The sequence below is a fragment of the Corynebacterium sp. HMSC11D10 genome (genome assembly GCF_001806995.1).
GTDB classification, from domain to species: Bacteria; Actinomycetota; Actinomycetes; order Mycobacteriales; family Mycobacteriaceae; genus Corynebacterium; species Corynebacterium coyleae.
The window spans coordinates 1-21,957 of record NZ_KV787025.1; the positions used below are offsets into that span (position 1 = coordinate 1).

Annotated in this window: 19 protein-coding genes; 10 read left to right on the plus strand and 9 right to left on the minus strand. The window is 60.7% G+C overall.

All coding sequences use genetic code 11. The annotated features are described in order from the left end of the window. The 5 genes from HMPREF3120_RS12250 to HMPREF3120_RS01435 all read left to right on the plus strand — a co-directional run. Window positions 1–463 (plus strand): hypothetical protein (locus HMPREF3120_RS12250; RefSeq protein WP_070450146.1); only part of this gene is annotated, 463 nt, incomplete at its 5' end. A 16-nt stretch (window positions 464–479) separates the two neighbouring features. Continuing rightward, complete coding sequence (locus HMPREF3120_RS01420) at window positions 480–1,400, plus strand: CPBP family intramembrane glutamic endopeptidase (protein WP_141739334.1); 921 nt, start codon at window positions 480–482, stop codon at window positions 1,398–1,400. 63 nt (window positions 1,401–1,463) lie between these two features. After that, window positions 1,464–1,997: a YceI family protein gene (locus HMPREF3120_RS01425; protein ID WP_070421828.1), complete on the plus strand. Its 534-nt coding sequence runs from the start codon at window positions 1,464–1,466 to the stop codon at window positions 1,995–1,997. Window positions 1,998–2,014: 17 nt separating this feature from the next. After that, window positions 2,015–2,473, plus strand: a complete 459-nt coding sequence (locus tag HMPREF3120_RS01430) for a hypothetical protein (protein ID WP_070450152.1) — start codon at window positions 2,015–2,017, stop codon at window positions 2,471–2,473. A 72-nt stretch (window positions 2,474–2,545) separates the two neighbouring features. Next, on the plus strand, window positions 2,546–4,159 hold the full coding sequence (locus HMPREF3120_RS01435) for an alpha/beta fold hydrolase (RefSeq protein ID WP_070421826.1): 1,614 nt from the start codon (window positions 2,546–2,548) through the stop codon (window positions 4,157–4,159). Window positions 4,160–4,243: 84 nt separating this feature from the next. On the opposite strand, the gene HMPREF3120_RS01440 is transcribed toward HMPREF3120_RS01435, so the two are convergent. The 6 genes from HMPREF3120_RS01440 to HMPREF3120_RS01465 all read right to left on the minus strand — a co-directional run bounded on the left by HMPREF3120_RS01440 (window position 4,244) and on the right by HMPREF3120_RS01465 (window position 12,831). Further along, window positions 4,244–4,468, minus strand: coding sequence for a PspC domain-containing protein (locus HMPREF3120_RS01440; RefSeq protein ID WP_070569869.1), 225 nt, complete (start codon window positions 4,466–4,468; stop codon window positions 4,244–4,246). A 62-nt stretch (window positions 4,469–4,530) separates the two neighbouring features. Beyond that, window positions 4,531–5,004, minus strand: coding sequence for a MarR family winged helix-turn-helix transcriptional regulator (locus HMPREF3120_RS01445; protein WP_070421824.1), 474 nt, complete (start codon window positions 5,002–5,004; stop codon window positions 4,531–4,533). Window positions 5,005–5,015: 11 nt separating this feature from the next. Further along, window positions 5,016–7,685 carry an AAA family ATPase gene (locus HMPREF3120_RS01450; RefSeq protein WP_070450154.1) on the minus strand — a complete coding sequence of 890 codons (2,670 nt, stop codon included), beginning with the start codon at window positions 7,683–7,685 and terminating at the stop codon, window positions 5,016–5,018. 2 nt (window positions 7,686–7,687) lie between these two features. Further along, a complete protein-coding gene (locus HMPREF3120_RS01455) occupies window positions 7,688–8,836 on the minus strand; it encodes a metallophosphoesterase family protein (RefSeq protein WP_070421822.1) in 1,149 nt (382 codons plus the stop codon). 58 nt (window positions 8,837–8,894) lie between these two features. After that, window positions 8,895–9,710 carry an SWIM zinc finger family protein gene (locus HMPREF3120_RS01460; RefSeq protein WP_070450157.1) on the minus strand — a complete coding sequence of 272 codons (816 nt, stop codon included), beginning with the start codon at window positions 9,708–9,710 and terminating at the stop codon, window positions 8,895–8,897. After that, window positions 9,703–12,831, minus strand: a complete 3,129-nt coding sequence (locus HMPREF3120_RS01465; protein WP_070450160.1) for a DEAD/DEAH box helicase — start codon at window positions 12,829–12,831, stop codon at window positions 9,703–9,705. Before HMPREF3120_RS01465 ends, HMPREF3120_RS01460 begins: the two co-directional genes overlap by 8 nt. A 118-nt stretch (window positions 12,832–12,949) precedes the next feature. On the opposite strand from HMPREF3120_RS01465, the gene putP reads away from it, so the two are divergent. The 3 genes from putP to HMPREF3120_RS01480 are packed head-to-tail and all read left to right on the plus strand — an operon-like array spanning window position 12,950 to window position 15,653. Continuing rightward, the gene (gene putP / locus HMPREF3120_RS01470) at window positions 12,950–14,524 is read left to right on the plus strand and encodes a sodium/proline symporter PutP (protein ID WP_070450163.1); all 1,575 of its coding nucleotides are present in this window, start codon (window positions 12,950–12,952) and stop codon (window positions 14,522–14,524) included. Window positions 14,525–14,530: 6 nt separating this feature from the next. After that, window positions 14,531–15,151 (plus strand): HNH endonuclease family protein, encoded by a 621-nt coding sequence (locus HMPREF3120_RS01475; protein WP_070450169.1) that lies wholly within the window; start codon window positions 14,531–14,533, stop codon window positions 15,149–15,151. 16 nt (window positions 15,152–15,167) lie between these two features. Continuing rightward, window positions 15,168–15,653, plus strand: a complete 486-nt coding sequence (locus HMPREF3120_RS01480) for a DUF2269 family protein (protein ID WP_070450172.1) — start codon at window positions 15,168–15,170, stop codon at window positions 15,651–15,653. A gap of 70 nt (window positions 15,654–15,723) precedes the next feature. Here HMPREF3120_RS01480 and HMPREF3120_RS01485 read toward each other — a convergent pair whose 3' ends face one another. From HMPREF3120_RS01485 to HMPREF3120_RS01495, 3 genes are all read right to left on the minus strand, one after another. Beyond that, entirely contained in the window at window positions 15,724–16,752 is a 1,029-nt protein-coding gene (locus HMPREF3120_RS01485) for a chymotrypsin family serine protease (RefSeq protein WP_141739335.1), read from the minus strand. A gap of 98 nt (window positions 16,753–16,850) precedes the next feature. Next, window positions 16,851–17,666: a chymotrypsin family serine protease gene (locus HMPREF3120_RS01490; protein ID WP_070450176.1), complete on the minus strand. Its 816-nt coding sequence runs from the start codon at window positions 17,664–17,666 to the stop codon at window positions 16,851–16,853. A gap of 108 nt (window positions 17,667–17,774) precedes the next feature. Continuing rightward, window positions 17,775–19,916, minus strand: a complete 2,142-nt coding sequence (locus HMPREF3120_RS01495; RefSeq protein WP_070450179.1) for a DEAD/DEAH box helicase — start codon at window positions 19,914–19,916, stop codon at window positions 17,775–17,777. A gap of 99 nt (window positions 19,917–20,015) precedes the next feature. On the opposite strand from HMPREF3120_RS01495, the gene HMPREF3120_RS01500 reads away from it, so the two are divergent. Next, window positions 20,016–21,365 (plus strand): CitMHS family transporter, encoded by a 1,350-nt coding sequence (locus HMPREF3120_RS01500; RefSeq protein WP_070450183.1) that lies wholly within the window; start codon window positions 20,016–20,018, stop codon window positions 21,363–21,365. A gap of 13 nt (window positions 21,366–21,378) precedes the next feature. After that, entirely contained in the window at window positions 21,379–21,954 is a 576-nt protein-coding gene (locus tag HMPREF3120_RS01505) for a hypothetical protein (protein ID WP_070450187.1), read from the plus strand. Window positions 21,955–21,957: the final 3 nt, after the last annotated feature.

The following is a 21,957-nucleotide window of genomic DNA, read 5'->3' on the forward strand; positions in this document are numbered from 1 at the left end:
ACACCCTGTCAAATATGTCGTGACTTCAGACACTGTCGGGGACACGCTGTGTTATCTCGAGACATCGTTCCTTCGGTGTCTCGAGATTTTTGTTCGTGGGGTCGTTCCGGGAGTGCAAGTTCGCAGCCCTCTCCTTGTCGCGCCCGTTGACACGCGGGCGGTATTAGACTTTTTGTTGTCAGGAGGCTTCGGAATGGGCTCTCGGTTCGAAATGGGCTTTGGCGGCGCACTTGCCGCAAGAGAAGAGAATGGAGCGCCATGGGTTCCGCCATGGTGGCAGAGATTCGTGATCGTCCCCTTGGCCGTCCCCGCCATGTATATCGTGTTTCCTGTTGACAGGGATAATTTCAACCTAAGCAACTTACTCAAACCGGCCGCGTGGACACTGGGGGTCTACTACATCGTCATTTTGCCAATCTTTGACATCCGCAGGTATCGCTGGGATAAGAAACACGGCGAGTAGCAATAAAGGTGACATCTTGAACGCTTCGACATCCATCGCCTACCACCTCCTCGGACGCGCGTATCGACGACCCGCCACACCGCCCAACACTGACAACCCCACTCCACCCCGGCCGGCATGGTGGCGTCCGTTGATTGAACTCGTCATCGCTCTGGTGCTTTTGGTCACGCTAACGAGCGCGGCGATCGGCCTGTTCTACCTGTACGAGAAGATCGCCCATCCTGAGGTCAGCGCGTTCGCGGAATACTCGTTTTTGGGGCATCCGTATCTCGCAGCTGCAACATTTATTGGGTGGGTGGCGATGATCCCCGCGGGGTTCATCGCTGCCCGAGTGACAGGCCGCGACCCCCGTGCGCTGTGGTCGAGAGAACTGCGCTTTAGGTGGCGCAACTTCGGGCTCGCCTTGCTACCCGCCCTGCTATTCCTCGGCGCCGAGGGCATCTACGCGGTGGTTATCTCGGACCGGTCCCAGGCGACTTTTACTTTTATGAGTGTCGCTGCACTGGCCGTCATCGTGGCAATGGCACCGCTCCAGTCGCTGTCCGAGGAACTTTTCTTCCGCGGCTCGCTCGTGCAGATCAACGGCCAGTGGTTCTCCCCCGCCGTGATTGCGTACTTGATTCCGCTGCTGTTTTTCTTGTCAGGCCACCACTACGAATGGCAAGGCATGGTCAGCGTTACCGTGTTCGCGCTGTGCGCCACCTTCCTCACTCACACAACCGGTGGTATTGAAGCGGCGGCTGCGGTGCACGCCGTTGGCAACACGTTCGCCTACGCGCCGGACGCATTCGGTGTGGACGGGGTTGACTTGGCGGTGTCGTCGTCAAGCGATCTTGCGATCTCTGTAGTGGCCACCGTGGCGGCGACCGCCGGAGCGTATCTGCTCATTAAGCGAGCTACTTCTCAACCAGTAAATTGCCGGTCAAACAATTGTTGACGTGTCACCATTACTCCGTTACAGTCGGCGCCACACGTAACGACATCGAATAAAGGAGACGCAATGACTAACCTGACCGGTACTTACAACCTCGACCCTGCCCACTCCACCATCGGCTTCACCGTGCGCCACGCGATGGTGACCAAAGTCCGCGGCGAGTTCACCGACTTCGATGCAACACTAACCATCGCCGAGAACCCGGCCGAGAGCACCGCGACGGGCACTGTGCGCACCGCGAGCGTCGATACGAACAACGCTGATCGTGATGAGCATGTGCGTGGCGACGACTTCTTCGCCGTCGACAAGCACCCGGAAATGACGTTCACCGCCACCGAGTTCAACATCGATGAGTCGGGAAACGGCTCCGTCACTGGCGACCTCACCATCAAGGGCACCACCAAGCCGATCACGTTTGACGTCGAGACGTTTGGCGTCGAAGAGGATCCGTTCGGCAACACACGCATCGGCTTCGAAGCTCGCACCACCATTAACCGCACGGACTTCGGCATCGACTTCCAGGCACCGCTGAACTCCGGCGGCATGCTGGTCAGCGAGAAGGTCGGCATCGAGATCGAAGGCTCCGGCATCAAGCAGTAGGCCTTATACTCGCCGCCATGGAGCGGAAAGTGTTTACCCGCCATCCAGGCGGTCTACCCGCGGCATTCGTCGCGGGTTTCGTCATTGTGGCAGTCGTCGTTGCAGCGTTGAGCGGCGAACTCTACGGTGCGCTGTTGTTTGGATTCGTGGTGGTGCTTTGGGGGCTCTGGATTTTCTCCCGCAAAGTGGCGCTGGTTCTTGACCACGACTCCCTCACCACCACCCTTGGCAGCCGATCCAGAACCATCTCATATTCGGACATCAAGGACGTGCGCCCCGGAGAAGAACCCAGCCTGATCCACTTCACCGGTATTGCCATGCTGACCGACCAGCCGGACCGCTACGCCGATGCGGACGCGTTCACCCTCGGCGGGCCCACGGTGCGCATCTGTGTCCGCAATGCAGATGACTGCCTCGTTGCCGTGGCGGATCAAGACCACGTGCAGCGTGCAATTCGCGAAAGAATCGGCGCGTAGCGTGGCGATAGCTGACAACTCCGGTAGATTCGGTTAAGCGAAACCTTAGGTATGGAGAAAAGGAGCCTGGCTATGTTGAAGTCGGTCACGAGACGCGTCGTCAAGCGAAGTGCTGCAGCACTCGGCGCGCTGGCACTCACCTTGTCACCACTGACCGCAACCCCTGCTCACGCGCAGCCGACTTCCCCTGTCATTACGTGGGAGTCGTGCCCGTTCTACGTTGATGCCAAGGGCGCACAGTGCGGCCGCATTTTGGTGCCCATGCACTACGACAACCCCACGGCTGGCGACATCTCCGTTGGCTTTATCAAGATCCCGGCTCAAAATCCGGGTGCACGTCGTGGCGCGATCTTCGGCAACCCAGGCGGGCCTGGTGGCGATGCTTACAGCTTCTTCGGCATGAACGAAGGCATGAAGTGGCCGCAGGAGATGCGCAACGAGTGGGATCTCGTAGCGGTACAACCGCGTGGCCTGATTGGTTCTACTCAGTTGAAGTGCGCTGACCCTGCAATGAACGGCCCTGCCGACATAGCGAAGCTGACATGGGACGCCACGGTCACCCAAGGCGGACTCACCCGCGAACTGTGCGAGAAGCCTCGTCCGGGCTACACCAAGACGATCACCACCTACAACAACGCCCGTGACTGGGACATGGTCCGCTGGGCGCTTGGATACGACACCATCTCAATCATGGGCTTGTCGTACGGCACGTACTTGGGCTCGGCGTACGCGTCGATGTTCCCCAACCGCACCGACAAGGTCGTCCTCGACTCCGCGATGAACCCGAACGACCAGTGGTCGAAGATCCTGCTGGACCAAAAGGGCGGCTACGAACGTGCACTAAACGAGTACTTCGCGTGGGTCGCCGCAAACGACGCAAAGTACCGCATGGGCAATACCCCACTGAAGGCGTACCAGTACTGGTCGAACGTGGTCGTCGCACAGTCCGGCACTAACCCGACCGTGACCCCACCGCCAGCCCGTGTGGGCGACCTTCCGCCTGCACTCGCGTTTGCCGGCCAAGCGGGCGCAGACGCTATGTCGGCTGCCGGCAAGGCCCGTGTAGAGGGCGAAGGCATTATCTCCCGCATGCTCAACCCGGGTGCGAACCAGGTGTCATCACCGCTGCTGCTGGCCACTCGCAATGTGCTGCCCTCGCCTGCGGACTGGGACTCGCTTGCACGGCTCACCAATGGCTCGCTAAAGCAAGACCAGGCCAAGCCGGCGCCTGAGTTGATGAAGTTCCTCCAAGACGAGTCCATCGCCCGCAACGAGTTGCTCGCCGTGCAGACCTGCAACGAGAACATCGCTGCGCCGGACTACGGCCTTATTCCGGAAGCGTTTTGGGCCAACCAGACCGGCGAGGTCATCACCGCCCCTGCTCTGCAGTTCGGCTCTGGTGTGACCTGCAACGGCGCAGCGCCAGTCACGGGCAAGGTGGCGCTCAACGGTTCGAAGCTGAAGACTCGTCCACTGCAGATCAACGCCACGCGTGATCCGCAAACCATGTATGCGGGACGCTTCGGCATCGCCCAGCCGATGGGCTCGCACGTGGTGACGGTTCACGGCCCGGGCCACGGTCACGTCGGGCGCGGCAACCAGGCTGTCGACCGTCAGGTTGTCGAATACCTGCGCACCGGCAACCTTGGACCGGTTGATCAGCCGGGGTACTTCAACCAGGGATAGCCCCGCGCATAGGCGTCAGCCCGTGATGGAGTTCGTAGCGACGAACCACATCACGGGCTGCATTATTTTCTAAAACTCTGTGTTTTAGAACTCTGCCGGCATGATCATCCAAGCAACGATGTATGCCAACAGGCCCGGCATTACCCCGGCGAGTACCAGCAGGATGAAGACCACGCGAACGAGGGTGGAGTCCACCCCGAAGTATTTCGCGATGCCACCGCATACGCCCGCGATGTACTTATCAGTCATCGACCGTTCAAGTCGTTTCGGAGTGTTACTAAAGTTCTGGGAGCTATTCATATAAGACATGCCTCCATCAAACTCCGCTTCCCTCGCTCCGGCAATGGTTCTGGAAACATGTTGCGAGATTTTTACGAACCGTCAGGGGTACGTGGGTCGACTGCGATGACATCGTTCAGCCAGGTTTGAAGTACGTGCCTTTGTTCGTCTGTCAGTTGATCAAAGATCAGACGGCGGACGGTTTCGACGTGATCCGGCACTGCAGATTCCAGGCGTGTGAAGCCTTCATCGGTGATAGTCACCAATACGCCGCGCGCATCGCCCGGACACACCTTCTTCGACACCAATCCGCGCTTTTCCATGCGTGTGACCTGGTGCGACGCACGCGAGCGGTCCCATTGCAGCTCGGCACACAGTTCGCGCAGTCGCATTGTCCGTTCTGGGGCTTCGGAAAGCACCACCAGGATTGAGAACTCGGGAGCAGACATGGCTGCGGTTTCCTGCAGCCGCTCATCGATGGCGTTATTTACCTTCTTCGAGGCAGCCAGGATCAGTCGCCAGAGGTGTTGCTCGTCCTCAGTAAGCCAGCGCGGTTGAGTAGCCATAACCGATGATGTTATCCAATCCCCTTATGAATCCCCTTTAAGTCATCCACTGCGTAGGTCCGTGCAGCCGACACGCGGTCGAATCGTTGCGGGAAACACGTGAGTACGAGCACCTGTGAGTGCTTGCCCACCTGGCTAAATAGCGAGTTCATGCGAGCAAGGCGCTCCGGGTCGGTCGCACCCAACGCGTCATCAACAACTACCGGCACAGGAGCACCTGTCTCCTCTCCGGACACCAGGTCTGCGATGGCAAAGCGGGTCAGGATTGCTAACTGCTCCTTGGTGCCTCCCGAGAGTTGATCGAGTGGCACCGTGACGCCATCGATGGTGCGGTCCGTAATCGTCAGGTCATCGCCATAGTTGAAATCTACGCTCGGGCCGAACAGGATTCGGGCACGCTCGCGCACTGCGGCATTAAACGGTGCTGCGTAGCGCGAACGGGCAACGTCGCGGTGGCGGTGCATAGTCTCGCGTAGGAGTTTCACCGCCTCTGCCCGTCGCGTTGCACGGTCAAGGGCGGCTTGGGCGATCTCGAGCTCCGCAGCAGCATGGTCGGCTTGCTCGGCAGTACCGGTGGCCATGTCGATGTATCCGGTGAGCTCGCGGATTCGGTTCTGTGCATCGTTCTTGCGCTTCTCCAGATTGCTCAGACGTGTGGTGGCTCCCTCCAGCAGGGATGCGGCGAATTCGGGATCCGCTTCCGCCAATTCCGCCTTTAGCGCGTCAACAACCTGTTGGGATTCGGTTTCGTCTTCACGCGCTTGCTGGAGAGTTTTGTCCAAATCTTCGGCACGTGTTGTTTCCTCCGCACGGGACAGTTCCGCGGCTGCTGCAGAGGCTTCTGCTGTTTTTGCCTCCAGACGGGTCTCCAGGACGGTCAGCGTGTGTGCTGCGGTTTTGTCTGCGTAGGGTTTCAGTGCGGCTTCGGCAGCGTCCACGTCACGTTCTGCGCTAGCGAGCGCCTTTTGCGCCTCGCGCAACGCTTCCTCTGCGTCTGCTTCGTCCACCTCCGCTACGGCATCGGATGCAGCAGTGTCTTTCAGCGCTGCCGCAAGCTCTTCAGCCTGTGCCGACAGTTTGGTCCGCTCGGCACGCAGTTCGTCGGCGGATGCACCGGCGAGGGTGTCGTCGAGACGCTGGCGCGCCACCTTGAGTTCGGAGGCGTACTCCTGCGTGGCGTCGCGGGCGGCACGGGCCTCATCAACACTGTCGCAACCGGTGGCGGCAAGTGCATCAGCAAATGCGCGTTCTGCCTTCTCTACGGCGCTTTGGGGATCTGCAGAGCCTTGGGCTGCGCGGAACACCACGCCGAATTCACCCAACTGCAACGTGGAGCCCTCGAAGACCGCGACGGTTTCCGTACCGTTGATGGGGCGATCATCGCCATCGACAGTGATCGTCGCATGATCTGCGGTGATCTCTAGTTTTGCCGAGGATGCGTCGCGCAGACGGCGCTGGAGTGTGACCTCGTTTTCTGCCTGTTCAAGGTCCCGAATGTGTTTGTCAGTGACGTCGCGCTCTGGCGCGTTGGAGAGCAGTTCTTTATACGCCTGCTCTACCGTGCCAATGCGTTCGAGCTGCTCGTCGATGGTCTTGAGGCGACGCTTCGCCCGTGCAAGATCCCGCAAGGTCTCTGCATGTTTGGATGCAGTGCGTGCGTCTGTAAGTCGTGTCTTCGCGCCCTCGACATCCGCAAGAAGGGTTGCTATCTTCTCCCCTTCCTCGTTACGGGCTTTTCGTGCAGGCTCAATCTCTTCACGGAGCTGAGCTTCCTCATGTTTGACCAACTCCACGCGCTTCTTCAGGGCGTTGCGGTCTGCTACATCCTGCTCAGCACGTTTGCGAGTGATCGTCGCTCGCTCGAGGCGCTCCTGGGCGGTAGCTGCCTTATCGCGGACCTGGTTCGCCGCAGCGCTTGCCTGCTCGCGCTCACGCAACTCTTGCTCGGCATCAGGCAGTTCCTTGTCGATGCTGTCGATCTCACTCTTGCGTCGCTCAACCTCATCGACGTACTGCGACAGCTGCTGCACTTCCGCTTCGTGTGTTCGCAGCTTCTCGCGGGCATCCTCTACGGCGGTAAACAACGCCGCATAGGGTGCTTTCTTCTTCGGTGGCTGCGCGTTGGTCCAATATTTTCCGTATTCGGCATCAATGGCGCGGGCGAGGTCTGAATCTTCCTCACCGGTTTCGCCTTCTCCGGCTTCCGCGTCAAGGGCACGAGAGATCGTCGGGATACCGGCAGCAGCGATCGCTGGATCGAGGTCCCCCTGGCGGAGAAACAGCGTCTGAGTAAGCGCTGTATCCAGGTGCTCGTCCAGGATCCGCAAAAGCTCATCGTCGGCTTCGCGGCCGGTGAAGTTAGCGCGGACCGGCGTGTGCACCGTCAGCTCTGATTTCTTTCCCTTGAGCCATCGCTTGCGCACGGTAAACGTGGTGCCGCCAATCGTGGCGTTGAGTTCTACCTCTGGTGATTCGTCACGTCCTGCGGGTGCAAGAGCGCGAATCTTCTTGCCGCCGCCAGTGTGACGCTCGTTGAGTACTGCATCAAGCGCGTCCAAGATGGTCGACTTGCCGGCCTCGTTGCGTCCGTGGACAACGATGACGCCTGTATCCGGCAGGTCACGCAGCTCCAGGTGCTCAATCGCACGAACATTGTCGAGGGTCAGCGAATGGATACGCATGATTAGTGGACCTCCTTAGACAGACGGAACAACAAGTTCACGGCATCGCGCGCTGTAGCCTCATCGCCAGCAACACCTATAAGCTCGCGCATCGCCTCCTTGGCGTAACCCGTCAGCGGCAAATTCTCTAGCTCTTCCTCGTCTGGCTCGAGGTGCAGGCTCATCAACCGCTCCCGCTCGTAGAGAGCGGCAAAGACCGGCTCTAACTCGTCTAACTCTCGTTGCAACGTACGGGTTGCTTCCAGGCCAAGCGTGCCGGAGAGCGCATACTTGATCACGGTCCGATCCTTCGCAGGATAGGCCTTCAGATCGTCGATAACCGCGGCAACATCGTCGGCATCGTTGACCTCCCAGAAGCGTGCTTCGAACGTCCAGGTGCCAACCGGAACCTTCTCAACCTCGACTGTGGATGTCAGACTGTCCTTCTCCACGGTCACGACTAGCGCGTTGCCGGAATCCACTTCCCCGCCCTTCGCGCCAGGTGAACGGTCGAAGTAGTCGGTGGTTTCCGGGGAGCCGGAGAACCACACTCGACCTGAGTCCGACAGTGATTGCGTGGAGTGGGTATCTCCCAACGCCACGTAATCGATCACGCCGCGATCGATTGCCGCATCTAGTTTGGCAATGTCGATAAGCGCCGCCGTCTCCTCGGTGCCATAGCCTTCTGCCTGGCCGTGGCCGACCAAGATGCGCACGTTTTCTGTCGGCTCCAGATTCCGAATCCCCTTCGCGCACAAATCCTCGGAGGCATGCTTGGCCAGCAGTGGCGCACCGACAATCTCCACGCCTTCGCGGACCTCCACGGGCGTGGAGTCTCCCAAGACCGTCACCCCATCAATGTCAGAGGTGAAATTAAAGATGGAATCCGCCACCAACGGGTCGTGGTTTCCCGGCAACAGATACACCGGCACCGGGAGATGCCGCAATGCTTCGAGTGCGCGCCCCCGCGTTTCGCGCTTGAGCGAATTGTGTTCGAACACGTCGCCTGCAACCACGATAAATTCAGCTCCGCGCTCTTCGGCGATCTCGCCGAGGCGCGTTACCGCGCGGAGCCGGGCTTCGTTGAAACGCGATTGGGCGTCGGCGGACAGGAACTTCCTTGTCATGCCCAACTGCAGGTCGGACGTGTGAATGAATGTCGTGCGCGTCATACCCACAACAACTACCACCCCATCACGACACAGCACACAATATATTCGAACATATGAACTATGAACGCGTGAGGTCGTCGTAAAGATCCTCGATATCTGCTACCGCGCGCAATTGGTCGATGTTGGTAAACGACACAGATTGCATCGCACGGTGCAGCAAGTGGATGTCCGAATCTTCGATCATCGGCGCGATCTTCGGGTGTGGCAGATCGGGCAGGTCGTGCCCATCCCAGAAGTACGGCGAACCCGGCGCGGAGTTCTCGAGCGCCATGTTGTGTGATTCGCGCCGTTTGCGGTCTTCGAGCGCGTTAAGCGTGATGCCGCGCATGGAGAGGATGAGGCTCGGGTCGTCGTCGATAAGTTCGGCAGCGCACTGTGCGAGCGCGACCGCGTGCTTGCAAACTTGGGCGTTGTCCGGGCAGTCGCAGTAAAACCGCACCTCGTCGGGTGAGGAGCAGAGCAGGATGTCAAGGACGTCGTCATTGAGTTCCCCGGCACGGAGGCGCTCGAGGGAACCTGCTTCGCGCACAAGCGAGCCGATGGCTGTTTCGATGTCTTCGCGGCTGCGGTGCGGCAGGACGAGTGTGGTGCGGAAGGGCTCGTTTTGGCTGCCTGCAACGTCTGCGTGCATTCCATTAGTTACGGCGGTCAGCCCAAGGACATGCCCGCCGTCGGCGTAGGTGCGGCCGCGTTTGGCGCGCGCGACGTCGGTTTGGCGCACTGCAGCGTTGAATATGCGCATCGCTGGTGCGGATAGCCTGTTGACGCGCGAGGGTTCGCTGGTCTGCGCCCCGGTTTCGGCTGGGCTGGAGACGCGTGTGCGTGCGCCGAAGTTGGCGTAGATGACGTTGTCTTCGCGTGGGCGTTTAGTCATTTTGCCCCCTGTAGCTGATCAGTTGTGCCAGATCATCGGTGTCCAGTTCGGTGATCCAGCCTTCGCCTTGGCCGACGACGGTGCCTGCGAGTTGGGTTTTGCCGTCGAGGATGTCTTGGATGGATTCTTCCATGGTGCCGCGGGTGATGATTTTGTACACGGTAACGTTTTTGTCTTGTCCGATGCGGAATGCGCGGTCGGTCGCCTGGTTTTCTACGGCTGGGTTCCACCAGCGGTCGAGGTGAATGACCATAGAGGCCGCGGTGAGGTTGAGTCCTGTGCCGCCGGCCTTCAGGCTCAGGATCATGGCGCGCGGGCCGTTTTCAGTTTGGAAATCTTCCACCATCTTGTCGCGCGCGGTTTTGCCCACGCCGCCGTGGAGGAATGGGATCTTCCCGCCGAGGCGCTCCGAAAGGTAGGGCTGGAGGATGTCGCCGAAGGCCTTGTACTGGGTGAAGATCAGGACGCGCTGGTCGGTTTCGATAGCGTTGTCCAGCAGTTCCATGAGTTTTTGTACTTTGCCGGAGCGGTGGACGCCTTTGATGGTGACTGGGGAGCCATCGCCAAGAAAGTGCGCCGGGTGGTTACAAATCTGCTTGATGCGCGTGATGGTGGACAGCACCAGGCCTTTGCGCGCAATGCCTTTTCGGTTCTGCAGTTCTTCCTGCATCGTGTCCACGAGCGCCTTGTACAGTGCGGCTTGCTCGGCTGTCATGTCTACGGCGATGACATGTTCGGCCTTTTCGGGCAGGTCGCTGATAATCGCCGTGTCAGTTTTCAGCCGGCGCATGATAAACGGCGCGGTGAGACGCTGAAGCCGCTCGCTCATCTCGAGCGCGACAGGATCTTCGCTGCGAGCCTCGATGACCTTGGCAAAGTGGTTGCGGAAAAACGACTGGGAGCCAAGCATGCCGGGGTTAACAAAGTCGAGGATGCTACGCAGCTCCGACAGTTTGTTTTCAATCGGCGTGCCGGTCAGCGCGATGCGGTGGCGTGCTGGCAGGGCGCGCACGCTTTTCGACGCCTGCGTGCCCGAATTCTTAATCGCCTGCGCTTCATCCAGCACCACGTGATCCCAACGCACCTTGGCCAGGTCTTTCACGTCGCGGGCGACCGTGCCGTAGGAGGAAATGACAATGTCCGCTTCTTCGGCCGCAGCGAACAGCTCGTCACCTTTGAGCCGTCCCGTGCCGTGGTGGACCCGCACCTTCATACCCGGCACGAAGCGGGCTGCTTCGCGCGCCCAGTTGCCCACTACTGAGGTCGGTGCGACCACAAGCGTTGGTCCGGTCTTCCTGCCGTTCGCCTCTTCCACCGCAAGCAGGGTCAGCAGTTGGAGAGTTTTGCCGAGCCCCATATCGTCTGCAAGCACAGCCCCTAGGTTGTTGCGGGACATGTAGTACAGCCAATCCACACCGCGGCGCTGGTACTCGCGCAGTTCGGCGTTGACAGTCTCAGGGACCTCTACGCGCTCAGGCGCGGGGCGGTCGGTGCCGCCGACAAGCGAGGTAAACCAGGGTGAGCCGGTAAACGCGATCGGGCTATCGTCGCCAGTTTCCAAGGCGAGCTGACGCAGCTCCGCAGCGGAAACCACGCCCTCGCCCTGCGCTTCTTTTAGCCGTTCGTACTCCGCGCGAGCCGCACGTGCGATCTCTGCAAGTTGTTCGGCATCTTCGCTGCCACCGGCTTCTGCAAGACGCGCGTGGATCTCGGCGGCTTCCGCCTCGGCGAGCGCGTTCTTCAGCGTGCTTTCCTTGAGCTTGTTCAGATACTTCGCGGACTTAGACAGATGCTTGGTATCGGCCAGCACCCACTCCCCGCGCAGTTTGATCAGCCCGGTTTTGGAGCGCGCAAGTTCCGCCATCTCATCGTCGGTCAATTCCACGCCGCCGACGGACAGGCGCCAGTCGTACTTGACCAGCGTGTCAAAGCCCATGCGAGTGACCGTGGCGGAATCGTGCGGGTCCTCGTGACGGGCAAGTTTCAGTTGCGACGATGTCTCCGCCGTCGCCCACGTTCGCGGCAGCATGACGACGAAGCCTTCCGCACGCAACGCGGGCGCAACGTTTTGGACAAACTCGACGATCTGATCAGCCGTGAGCAGCACATCCCAATCACCGTCAGTACGCCCTTGGGCACCATGCAGTGAGGGATCGAGCAGCTCCGACACTGCGATCGCGGAGCGCAACTGGCCACGAAGGTGATCCGCCGACGCGCTATCAAAATCCGCCATGCGAACCGGGCGGGGTGAATCCGCCTGCGAGCGGACCTGGATCCGCACCGGCCACAACGGCTCCGCTGCAGCGGCGTCACTGTTGCCACTAACGTCGCCGTCGCGGTCGTCGTCAAGATCTGTCATCGGCTCTTGCGGGTCTTCAGCAATGAAGACCAGCTGCAGATTCGCCGCGGTGATCGTGCCGTTCCAATCACCGATCTGCTGCGCCAGGCTCGGTCCGCCGCGACGAAGCGGGGTGTCGAACATCAGCGACAGCACAAAGTCGTGGCGCGGAAACGGACGGCCAGCTTCTGACGTCGCCGTATCACGCAGACGAGTCGAGGCAATCCAGTGCGTAAATGTCGTCGCACAATCCTCGCTTAACTTGTGGTTATTGGCCGTGAGCACGCCCGGCGCTGCGGCGATCATCTCCGCGAGCCAGCCCCTCTCCTCAAGACCTGTGCCCAACTGCCACTGTGCAAACCACTGGTTCTCCCGGTACGGCACATGGATGGACACTCGCCCGGCTCGGATGAACTTGGTCAACCCCGCATACATGCGGATGAGCCAATACAGGTCAGGTGCGATCGATTGGCGCTGCGACGGGGTTGCTGCCGGTGATGGCCCGTCGAGATGCACGATGCTCTCCAAGAACCTGATCGCATCCTCGGGCGCGAACTTTGCCACCGGAGCACGCAGCGTTACTTGGCGCCCTTTCGGAGTTTGCAGGAGCAGGAGTTCCCGGTGACGGAACCGGGAATCGTCGAGAAGCGAATGCACAATTGGCGGAAAAGTCCCCTCCGGAACTTGGCCAATCGTCACAATTTTGTGGCCTTCTACCTGCTCAGCCCAAATGACAAGTCCAGCGTCGGACGTCCAGAGCCCGTGCAAAACGTATTTAGGCATACCCACCCTTATACCACTCACCCCGAAATTGACCCCTAAAAGTTTTTAAGGATTATGTGCAACGTAGAGCACCCTTGCGTTAAAGTGTGGCGAACGTTACAAGAAGATTGGAGAAACTATGTCAGAGAGTTTCTGGCTTGTCCTCGCGATCGTCCTCTACTTCGGTGTCATGGTAGCCATCGGATTCTACTCATGGCTACAGACCGAGAAGTACGACGACTACGTACTAGGCGACCGTGGCCTCAATCCGTTCGTCGCGGCGCTTTCTGCCGGTGCTTCGGACATGTCCGGCTGGCTGCTGATGGGCCTGCCCGGCGCGCTGTTCGTCTCCGGCCTCAGTGAGCTCTGGATCGCCATCGGCCTCTTCCTTGGCACGTGGGCGAACTGGAAGTGGGTCGCACCCCGCATGCGCGCCTACACGGAAGTGTCCAACGACTCGATCACGCTGCCGAGCTTCTTTGAAAACCGCACTCACGACCAGTCTCGTGCGCTGCGTTTCACCTCCGCAGTGATCATCATCGTTTTCTTCACGTTCTACGTCTCCTCCGGCATGGTCGCCGGTGGCCGTTACTACGAGTCCACCTTCGACGGTGACTACCTGACCGGTGTGTTGATCGTCGGTTCTGTCACCGTGCTGTACACCTTCATCGGTGGCTTCCTGGCTGTGAGCTACACCGATGCCGTGCAGGGCACCTTGATGTTCCTGGCTCTGCTGATTGTGCCGGTGCTCGCGCTGTTTGCACTCAATACCCCGTCCGACGTCCTCACGTGGCCGACCTCCCAGCCGTACGGTCCGTGGGAGAACGGTAACCCCGACTTCTTCAACATGGTCGCTGGTGTCTCCGCAGCAACGATTATCGGCAACTTGGCGTGGGGCCTTGGCTACTTCGGCCAGCCGCACATTGTCACCCGCTTCATGGCGCTGCGCTCCCCTGCACAGGCAAAGACCGCTCGCCGTACGGGCAGCATCTGGGTCTTCATTTGCTTCGCGGGTGCTACGCTCACCGCACTTGTTGGCACCGCATACTTCGGCCAGAAGTCCGCTTCCGTGACTGATCAGTCTGGTTTTGAAACCGTTTTCCTGGATCTGACTCGCATCATGTTCCACCCGTTGATCGCAGGTATCGTGCTCACCGCCGTGCTGGCGGCGATTATGTCCACGATGTCCTCGCAGCTCCTGGTGACCTCCTCGGCGCTGATCGAGGACCTCTACCGCATCTTTAAGAAGAACCCGAACCACACCACCCTGCTCGTGCTCTCGCGCACGATGGTGGTCGTCGTTGCCGCGATCGGCATGGTCATGGCGCTCAACCCGTCCGACACGATCCTGGGGCTCGTCGGCTTCGCCTGGGCCGGCTTCGGCGCCTCCTTCGGCCCGGTAATCCTGGCGTCGCTGTACTGGCGCAAGCTCACCGCGCCGGGCGCACTGGCCGGCATGATCGTCGGTGCTGTCACCGTGTTTGTGTGGGGTACCTACCTCAGCGACATCATCTACGAGATCGTCCCGGGCGTCGCCTTTGCCACCATCGCCATGGTCGGCGTGTCCCTGGCTACCCGCCCGAAGGAGGGCGTGGCAGAAGAGTTCGATGAGGCTATCGCTGCTACCGACTACGCCCTTGCACACCCGGACGCGACCTTCCAGGAGGCCCTTGAGGCAACCCGTGGGAACCAGGCAGGCTCAACCGCCGTCTAAGGAGGTATGCGTACCTACCTGACAATCCTGGTGATTCTCACCCTCGCGATCGTGCCGTTTCCCACGGCACGATCGCGTTTTTCTATCCCGACTCTCCCTCAGCGCGCGACTGTGCTGGGCTACGACCGCACCGCGTTTGGTTCCGGCTGGGCCATTGATGGCACCGGGTGCACGACACGCGAGCGCATCGTGGTCCGCGACCTTGACAGCACGCAATGCTCACCGGATATGCTGCCCGTCGCCCAAGCGCGTGCCGGCGCCGGCGCTACCGGCACCGACCCGTTTACCGGGGACGTGATGCGTCGCGACGACATCGAGGTCGACCACATCCTCCCTGTTTCCGCCGCCTGGGACCTCGGCGCGCACCGTTGGGACGACGCCACCCGCATCGCGTTCTACAACGATCCGCTCAACCTCATCGCCGTATCTTCCGCAGCGAACCAGGCCAAGTCCGACAAACTGCCCTCCGAGTGGATGCCGCCGAATCGCCGAGCCCGCTGCGCGTACGGCACCCGTATCGTGGAGGTGGCCACCCAATACCGCCTTCCGCTACCGGCAGAAGATGTGAAAGTGATCAAACGTGCATGTTCTGGCGTTATGGGACTCGTCGCCAATCAACAACTGTGAGGTAGAGTAGCGCCACATGAATACATTGCTTGTCTTCCTGCACGTGGCCTCTGCCATTTTGCTGCTCGGCCCAGTTGTCGTTTCCGCCTCCATGTTCCCTCGCCAGGCTGAAGAAGCCCGTAACGGTGGCGAAGAAGCGATGGGTCGCGCGTCGGTGCTGTACCGCATCACGAAGACCTACGGCTTGCTTTCCGCGCTTGTTCCGCTGCTCGGCGGTGTTGTCATGTTCGCTGATTGGGCGAGCTACAGCACCAACTACTGGCTGCACTCGGCCATTATCCTGTCCGTGATCGCATGGGCGATCCTGCTGGCTATGGTGATCCCGCAGCAGCGCAAGATGCTGGGCACGATCGGTGCGCTCGCCCCTGATGAGGCTGATCCGACTGATGTCACCGAGGACTTTGAGAAGTCCAAGGCGAAGGCGAACGCTGGCGCCGGCGTGTTCAACGTACTGTGGGTTCTGGTGCTTGTCCTGATGTTCCTGCCGACGGACCTGTTCTAAACCTCCTCAGCGCAAGCAATCGCCCCGCATCCGCACCGCGCGGATCCGGGGCGATTTTCATGTGCGCAGGTTAGAGAAACTGCATCGCAACGGGGATGGCGGCGATCAAGATCGAGACGATGATACCGATGATCTCGCCGGTAGACAGCGAGCTACTGCTTGTCGACGACCCCTTCTCCCCCTGGACATCCTGCTGCGCACCCGGCTGGGTGCCTGCCTGGTTGTCCTGTTGGGCGCCTGGATGCCCAGGCACTGGGGCCGGGGCTGGCTTCGTTGGCAGATTCGGCACAGCAATCGGCGGGCGTGTAGTGCCTGGTGTTCCGGGGTTGCCCTCAAACATGCTGGTGTCCAGCCCGCCTGCCTTGGCAAAATCAATCTGGAACTGACGATCCGACAGCGTCTCGCCGTCGTGGATAGACGCCGCCCAGCCCACTGGTTTGCCCGTTTGCCTCTTCCCGCCAATCACGATCGAAGGTGCTTTGGTCTCTCCTAGTGCCGCAGCCGACATCACGCCGAGGAAGCCCCGTCCCGGTACCCACACTGGTCCGCCGGAATCGCCCTGCTGCCAGCCTTCGAGCTGCACGCCAAAGGATTCCGCAGACCATCCGGCAAACGTGCCGCATAAGATGTTGCGTGTGCCCATGTGGCTGGTTTCGCCGTGTGAGCAGACCTCGTCGCCGATCTTCACGTCGTCCTTGGTCAGCACCTTGTCGCCGGAATACGAGTTACCGGCAATTGCCACACCGGCGTCCCATTCGATCCAACCCCAGTCGTTGTAAGGCAGGCGGGTGAAGTTCTTCGACGGGTGGAACGTGCCCATCTCTTCGCTAAATTCCATTGTCGCGCGGTCCATGAGGGACACACGCGCGCCCTCGCTGCCGCAGTGTGCAGCGGTGTAGCTCTTTCGGTTTGCCACATCGTTATAGCCGATGGTGCAGGCCCCGTGGCCCTCGATGTAGATGGCCTTGCCTTGCTCGACAACGGTCGGCGTTGCCGCGGTTGCAACCGCTGGGCTCAGCACCAGCGCGGCTGCACCAGCGGCGGCTACGAGGCTACGGACCTCGGTGTTCACCGTGGCGGCGAATCCCAATTTTCTCATTTGTATGACTTTCCTATGGCATGGGTGACGCGCATTAGACTACCTGCGCACACCGCATCACGCAGGCAAATTCCACGTTCAATCGCGCGGCGAAACACCTAGCCGTAGTGCAGCGACGCAGGACCATGAAAGCCAAGCCCGGTGAACAGGCGCAAGATGGCGTCGATAACTGCCCGGATCCCCTCAGCGACAGGACCAGTCAGCCCCGGTAGGAACGTGTTCTGCGCCCACAGTCCGACAAGGCGCGCATCTGGTACCGGCGGACCGTCCTGCGGCACGACCCCGACGACGAAGTTCTTGCCTTGCACGAGCGGCAACTGGCGCGAGGTCCACATGCTGGAGATCACTCCAACGAAACCACGACCGGGCACCCACATCGGCCCGCCCGAATCACCGGGGCGAGTCAGAGGTGCGTTAAGGAGAAACGTGTTATCCGCCGACCCACCAAAAGAACCGCAGGTGCGTCCGCCACCCGCATGCGAGGTTCGACCGAAATAGCACACGGTCTCACCCATTCGAATGTCGTTGGGGTGCACCCAGGCATCGCCTGTGATGCGGTTGCCGTCAAGGCGCACACCTGGAGCCCACTGGATTGCAGCCCAGTCGTTGCCCAGGTGGCCGTCGTACGCCCGCGAACGGTACAAGGTGCCCACTGCCCCGCTGCGTGCATTGGTAGCGGGGTCGACGATTTCCACCCGAGCTCCGTTCCGTCCGCAGTGCGCCGCAACAAAACTACGGTGACGTGCCGGATCGTTGTAACCCACCGTGCACACACCGGTGCCATGCACCACGACAGATCCACCCTGCGTGACAGTGCGGGTTTGCGCTGACGCCTCCACTGGAAGCACCCCAACCCCAGCGACGAACGCAATCACAAATGCAGCGATGGTGGACAACAAGCGCGGTTGAAGCATGAAGGCGTGCTCTCTTTACAAACAAAAACGGGGCCACCCCGGCCGGGCAAATGCTTTCCACACTGTACCCGGTACCAAGGTGGCCCCGTGCCGTTGACGCGCTAAGAACTAGTCGCGGTATCCACCGCGATCCCGGTCGCCACGGCCACGGCCGCCGTAACCGCGGTCATCACGGTCGCGCCCGCCACGGTATCCACCGCGGTCACGGTCACCGCGGCCACGGCCGCCGTACCCACGATCGTCACGGTCGCGCCCACCGCGGTAGCCGCCACGGCCACGTCCGCCACGATCACGCGGCGGTGCACCATGGTCACGCTGGATGTTGATCAGCTGACCGGAAATGCGGGTGTCCTCCAGACGGTCCAGTACAGCGCGGTCAAGGTTCTTCGGCAGTTCCACCAGAGTGAAGTCACCGCCGATGGTGATGCGACCGAAGTCCTTGGAGCTCAGGCCACCCTCGTTGGCCAGGGCACCCACGATGGCACCCGGGCGCACGTGTTGGCGCTTCCCCACGTCGAGACGATAGGTATCAAAGTTCTCGCTGTCACCACGACGACCACGACCACCACGCTCGCCACGATCAAATCGGTCACGGCCACGACGGTCGTCGCGGTCGAAACGATCGCGGTCACGACGATCACGACGGTCACGCTTGTCGCGCGGCGGCTCCTTCATCAGGAACTCGTCGCCAGCCAACGCCTGGGTAGCAAGCGCTGCGGCAATGTCATCCATCGGCACGTTGTTGGCCGCGGAGTACTCGCGCACCATGGTCTTGAAGATCTGCAGCTCAGAAGCCTCAAGCGACTCGGTGATGGAGTCCATGAACTTGGTCTTGCGGCTCTCGTTGACCTCGTCGACAGTCGGAAGTTCCATCTCTTCGATGGTCGCGTTGGTCACGCGCTCAATCGAGCGCAGCATGCGGCGCTCACGCGGGGTGACAAACAGGATTGCCTCACCGGTACGGCCTGCACGGCCGGTGCGGCCGATGCGGTGGACGTACGACTCCGTATCGTTCGGGATGTCGTAGTTCAGCACGTGAGAGATGCGCTCGACGTCCAGGCCACGGGCTGCGACGTCGGTGGCCACGAGGATGTCCAGGCGGCCGTCGCGAAGCTGATCCACCGTGCGCTCACGCTGCTGCTGCGGAATATCGCCGTTAATGGCAGCGGCGGAGAAACCGCGTGCGCGCAGCTTCTCTGCAACGTCCTCGGTCTCGTTCTTGGTGCGAACGAACACGATCATCGCTTCAAACTCGGTCACCTCAAGAATGCGGGTGATCGCGTCGAGCTTGTTGCGGTGCGCCGTAAACAGGTAGCGCTGGGTGATGTTCGTGTTGGTGCGGGTCTCCGACTTAACGGTGACCTCTTCCGGATTGTTCAGGTAGTCGCGCGAAATCTTGCGGATCGCGTTCGGCATCGTCGCCGAGAACAGCGCAACCTGCTTCTCATCCGGGGTGTCCTCGAGGATGCGCTCGACATCCTCCTGGAAGCCCATGTTCAGCATCTCGTCTGCCTCGTCAAGCACGAGGAAGCGCAGGTTGGAGATGTCCAGCGAGCCCTTCTCCAGGTGGTCGATGACGCGACCCGGCGTACCGACGATCACCTGTGCGCCACGGCGCAGCCCCGAGAGCTGAATGCCGTAGGCCTGGCCGCCGTAGATCGGCAGCACGTTGATGCCGCCCAGGTGATCGGCAAACGATTGGAAGGAGTCCGACACCTGCAGTGCCAGCTCACGCGTCGGGGCGAGCACAAGTGCCTGCGGGTGACGCTTCTTGGGATCAATTTGGGACAGCACCGGCAGCGCGAATGCTGCGGTCTTACCCGTACCCGTCTGTGCCAGGCCGACGACGTCGCGGCCTTCCATCAGCAGCGGGATGGTCTGTGCCTGAATCGGCGAGGGCTGCTCGAAACCGACGCGCTTGACGGCCTCCACAACCTTGTCTGGCAGGCCGAGGGTTTCAAAGCCGTTCTCCGGCTTTACCTCTTCTGCCTTTTCCTCTGCGGTATCTGCAGCGTTATCGCCGTTGTCGGACTCTTCGTCCGTATCCGCGATCTTTACCACGTTGTCTTCAATTTCAATGGCCGCTTCTTCTTGTGCGGCGCCGGTTACCTCAGAAATCTCCGCATCCCTGGTGTCCTCTACTACGGCCTCAACAATCTCGGCCGCGACATCCTGCGGGTTTTCCTGATTTTCCGACACATTCATATCCGGCTCGTTCTCGCCGCCGGTGGCGTTTTCGGAAATGCTCATCGCCTGCCAACACTACGGCATTACCCCCTCAATCTGCTATTTCAACGGTTTTTAAAGAATCAAACCCGCTTTTTCTCAGCAATCATTTAGTATCCAGCCATGACTTCTCCCCTCGCACTGACAGTGCTTGGCCTTGCCATCATCGTGGTGACGGTCGGCCTACTCCTCAAAGGCAAAACACATCCAATCGTCGCAATGACGCTGATCCCGATCGTCGGTGCGATACTCACCGGCGCAGGCGTTGCAGAGATTTCGGACTTCTACCTCGACGGACTCGACAGAGTCATGAAGGTCGTGGTGATGTTCATCTTCGCCATCATCTACTTCGGCATTCTTTCGGACGTCGGCCTGTTCGAACCAGTGATTAAGGCGTTGATCCGCGCGACTCGCGGCAAGCCGATTTTGGTCACGCTCGGCACTGCTGCCATCGCGATCGTCGCGCACTTGGACGGCTCTGGCTCCACAACATTCCTGCTCACCATCCCCGCGTTGCTGCCGCTCTACGAGGCGATGCGCATGTCGCGCTACGTCCTGCTCACGCTCGTCGCACTGTCGGCGTCGGTGATGAACATGCTGCCGTGGGGTGGCCCGGTTGGCCGCGCAAGTTCCGTCATCGGCCCTTCCCCGAACGAGATCTGGGCCCACCTCTTGCCGGTCCAGGGTGTGGCCATTGTCCTCGTGTTCGTCGTTGCCGCGATCTTCGGCATCATCGAACAGCGCCGTACTGCCAAGCAGGATGGTGACCACCAGCTGGTGGATGTTCACGCGGTTGCAGAAGACTTTTCTCGTCGCCAAGCAGAAGAACGTGCAAAGTTGGAGTTCACCCAGCGCGGCGGCACGTGGGTGACGTGGGCAAACACCCTGATCACACTCGCACTCATCGGCGTGCTGGTTGCTGGTTTGGCATCGCCAGCATCCGCGTTCCTCGTCGGCACCGCGCTGCTCATGGCGCTGAACTTCCCGTCGCTCGACGATCAGAGCGATGCTTTGCGACGACACGCCCCCACCGCCCTCTCCATGGCCGGCGTCATCCTCGCTGCCGCAATGTTCCTCGGCATTTTGGACGGCACCGGCATGCTGGAGCAGATCGCCCTGTCGCTGATCGCCATCCTGCCGGCGTCTGTCGGTCCGTACATCCACGTGATCATCGGCCTGCTCGGCGTGCCGCTGGATCTGGCAACGTCGACGGACGCGTACTACTTCTCTGTGCTGCCAATCGTGCAGCAAACCGCAGAGGCGTTCGGCGTTTCTGGCATGGGTGCAGCGTCCGCCATGATCGTGGGCAATGTCATCGGCACCTTCGTCAGCCCCTTCTCCCCTGCACTGTGGCTCGCGCTCGGCCTGGCGCGTGCGGAGATGGGCAAGTACCTGCGCATCGCCTTCCCGATCTGCTGGGTGTTCTCGGTGATTTTGGTGCTCGGTTCCTGGGCGGTGGGCGTCTTCGCCTAATAGGGTCGTGTGCATGAACACACAACGCGCAACGCCTGCAGCAGCCCTCGCCGCTGCTTTTGTTGCCTCACTGGCGCTTTCTGCATGCTCCACCAGCGACGACGTCCAGGAGGCGGAACTGAACGAATCTTCAGTGGACCCCTCCGCACAAGCAACAGAAGCTGCCCTCGTCGAGCGTGATCCCGCCGACTTCACAGAAGGCGGCGAGTACCCGGCGTACGTCGTGGAGTTCGACTCCAAAACCACCTGTTCGTACTTCCCCGCCGGCGGAGATGACGACGGGTATCTGGGGTGCGTAATCGCACCGGCTGGGCAGATGCCGCCCTTAGACATTGACAACAGCCAGGGCACTCCCGTTGACCGGTTGATGTGGGTGTCAGAGATTGGCTTTGCCACGACCCACGATGTCGGCGGCGGTGACGCACAACCCGTGGGCGACGTGCTTCACCCCGGTGAACAGGTGACCATCAGCTATTACACCTTCACCCACGGGGCCGACGGCACAATTCGCGGCGAGCGCGACAACTCCTGGTTTGAGATCTCCCCCGACGGGCAATACTCCTCCGACCACTTCACACCAGGGGCGTAATTC